Origin of the sequence: Citrobacter sp. wls827 (assembly GCF_005280875.1) — a bacterium.
GTDB classification, from domain to species: domain Bacteria; phylum Pseudomonadota; class Gammaproteobacteria; order Enterobacterales; family Enterobacteriaceae; genus Citrobacter; species Citrobacter youngae.
The window spans coordinates 9,286-10,728 of the sequence record NZ_SZWR01000010.1 but is presented as its reverse complement, the minus strand read 5'-3'; the positions used below and the strand labels follow the sequence as shown (position 1 = coordinate 10,728).

General features: G+C 49.6%; 2 protein-coding genes. One reads left to right on the top strand and one right to left on the bottom strand.

What is annotated here, in order from left to right:
• Positions 1–63 precede the first annotated feature (63 nt).
• On the bottom strand, positions 64–447 hold the full coding sequence (grcA, locus tag FDX03_RS03440) for an autonomous glycyl radical cofactor GrcA (RefSeq protein ID WP_005121223.1): 384 nt from the start codon (positions 445–447) through the stop codon (positions 64–66).
• A gap of 318 nt (positions 448–765) precedes the next feature.
• On the opposite strand from grcA, the gene ung reads away from it, so the two are divergent.
• On the top strand, positions 766–1,443 hold a 678-nt coding region (gene ung / locus FDX03_RS03435; RefSeq protein ID WP_137345679.1), incomplete at its 3' end, for a uracil-DNA glycosylase.

Sequence of the window (1,443 nt, the reverse complement as noted above, 5' to 3'; positions counted from 1 at the left end):
GAAGACGCACTGGCGTCTTCCGCTTGTAGATTCTCTGCTGAGCGGGGTTATTCCCGGCGAGCCTTACAGGCTCTCAGTAAAGGTACGAGCAATAACGTCGCGCTGCTGCTCTGGGGTCAGAGAGTTGAAACGCACTGCATAACCAGAAACACGGATGGTCAGCTGCGGATATTTTTCCGGGTGCTTAACTGCATCTTCCAGTGTTTCACGACGCAGAACGTTAACGTTCAGGTGCTGACCACCTTCTACACGAACTTCCGGCTGTACGTCTACCGGTACTTCACGGTATTCGATTTCGCCCAGTTTGCTGACGGCAACGACGTCATCAGCATTGAAACCTGCTTTCGCAACGATGCAGCGTGCTTCGCCTTTTTCGCTGTCCAGCAGCCAGAAAGAGTTCAGCAGGTCGTCGTTTGCAGCTTTAGTAATCTGGATACCTGTAATCATGTTGATGCCTCCCCGGCAAAATTATTTGATTTCGGTTGGCCTCATCCGGCCAATTGGTAAAACCATTGTTGCTTGAGTGTATATATACCCCTCACACACCCTTGAATCTTTGATTTAAATCAACAAAAACCACACATGAAAAGTGGTGATAGGTGGATTTTATTGTTTTACATCAACTTACACCATATGCACGGGTAAACTTTTTACATAAATTTTCAACTATCTTTAATAGGTAGCGCTTTGAGAAACGTGCAGAATTTTGCGCCGTTGAAAGAAGCAGTTAAGCTATGGGGATTGAAAAAATCGCAGGAGAGCGAGATGGCCACCGAATTAACCTGGCACGATGTGCTGGCTGAAGAGAAACAGCAGCCTTACTTTGTTAACACGCTGCATACCGTTGCCGGCGAGCGTCAGTCGGGTATGACAATCTATCCACCGCAAAAAGATGTGTTTAACGCGTTTCGCTTTACTGAGCTTGGCGACGTTAAAGTTGTCATTCTGGGACAAGATCCCTACCACGGCCCAGGCCAGGCACACGGTCTCGCCTTCTCTGTACGCCCTGGCATCGCCACTCCGCCGTCACTACTGAACATGTATAAAGAGCTGGAAGCCACCATCCCGGGATTTACCCGTCCGACACATGGATACCTGGAAAGCTGGGCACGCCAGGGCGTATTGTTACTCAACACCGTTCTCACCGTTCGGGCGGGTCAGGCGCATTCGCATGCCAGTCTGGGATGGGAAACGTTTACTGATAAAGTCATCAGCCTGATTAACCAACATCGGGAAGGTGTGGTTTTCCTGCTCTGGGGTTCACATGCTCAGAAGAAAGGCGCGATTATTGATGCGCAGCGTCACCATGTGTTGAAAGCGCCACACCCATCACCGCTCTCTGCACATCGCGGTTTCTTTGGCTGCAATCACTTTGTACTGGCTAATGAATGGCTGGAACAACGAGGTGAAAAACCGATTGACTGGATGCCGGTATTACCCGCA

Excerpts from the sequence above, each read along its gene's own strand:
- grcA (WP_005121223.1), bottom strand. The coding sequence starts at position 447 with ATGATTACAGGTATCCAGATTACTAAAGCTGCAAACGACGACCTGCTG.